The sequence below is a fragment of the Bradyrhizobium sp. P2_E8 genome, from assembly GCF_056403875.1.
In genome coordinates this window covers 1-1,341 of record NZ_JBFUES010001448.1, presented here as the reverse complement: position 1 = coordinate 1,341, position 1,341 = coordinate 1, and the positions used below count along the sequence as shown (strand labels likewise).

The window sequence follows — 1,341 nt, the reverse complement described above, 5'->3', positions numbered from 1 at the left end:
GGTCTGCTTCAGGTTCTTGCGCCGGTCGCGCAGATCGTCCGGCTCCGGCGCGCCGGTTCCCTCGACATCGCGCGGCACCCCGTTGCGGACGTGATGGCGGTAGATCGCCAGCATCGCCTCGACATCGCTCTCGCGTGAGGGGCGGACCAGGACCGGCTCGTCATCCGCGCGGATTGCGGCTGTTTCGGTCATCGGCACCTACTCGGCAACGACGTAAGTATAGAGCCCGATGCGGCCATTCGCATCGACCTCCTTGTAGACGCCCTGGATTTCGACGTCGAAGCCCGGGAACGTGTTGAAGCAGGTCTCGAACATCTTGAGATAGTCCACCATGGGCTTGGCCCGTTCCGTCAGCCGCTCGCCGGGCACGATGGTGGCGATGCCGGGCGGATAGACCACGAAGGGCGTGGTGGCGATGCGGCCCGCGATCGCCTCGATCGGCAGATAATCGACATCGTTGCGGAACAAATAGCGCGCGGCATCGCGGGGCGACATCGCGATCTCAGGCATGTGCTCGGGCATGAACTGCCGCGCCTGCAGCGCGCTGACATCGGCGGCGCGGAAGAAGCGGTGCATCTCGCCGCAGAGGTCGCGTAGCCGCACGCCGGCATAGCGTGCCTGCCGCCGCTGATGGAACTCCGGGATCGCGTCCGCCAGCAACGCATTGTCGTCGTGCAGCCTCTTGAAGGCGACGAGGCCGGAGATCAGCGTGCCGGCCTTGCTCGCCTCGACGCCGGGGGTGAGCAGGAAGAGCAGCGAGTTGAGGTCGTTCTTCTCGGGCACGATGCGGTTTTCGCGCAGATATTGCGCGACCACGGGGGCGGGAATGCCGTGCTCGGCATAGGCGCCGGTGGTGCGATCGAAGCCGGGCGTGAGCAGCGTCAGCTTGTTCGGATCGGTCATGGCAAAGCCTTCCGCGAGATCGGGAAAGCCGTGCCAGTTGGTATCCGGGGAGAGCTGCCACAAGGCGGGATTGGTCGCGAGCTCGTCGGTCGAGAGCGTTTCCCAGGCGACATTGTGGGCGGCGCCGGGACGGCTGACATCGGGGATGGCGACGCGATCCGGCACGAAGGGCTCGAAGAACCAGCGGCGGTCCGGGTTCTGCTCCTTCTCCTCGAACTCCCGGCGCATTGCGCGGATCTTCTTGCGCAGCTCGATGCCGAGCCGGATCGTGTCGTCCCACAGCACCTCGCCGGAACGCCCCTTCATCATCTGCGCGCCGACGTCGAGCGAGGCGAACAGCGGGTAGAACGGCGAGGTCGAGGCGTGCTGCATGAAGCTTTCGTTGAAGCGGCGGTGCTCGACCCGCCGCTTCTGGCCGCGGATGTGACGGTCCTTGAT

General features: G+C 66.0%; 1 protein-coding gene and 1 pseudogene. Both read right to left on the bottom strand.

Annotation, left to right across the window (positions count from 1 at the left end; translation table 11 throughout):
• Positions 1-192 (bottom strand): annotated as a pseudogene (locus AC1D00_RS41295) (GNAT family N-acetyltransferase); the annotation flags it as partial.
• A gap of 6 nt (positions 193-198) precedes the next feature.
• On the bottom strand, positions 199-1,341 hold a 1,143-nt coding region (locus tag AC1D00_RS41290), incomplete at its 5' end, for an Orn/Lys/Arg family decarboxylase (protein WP_477014665.1).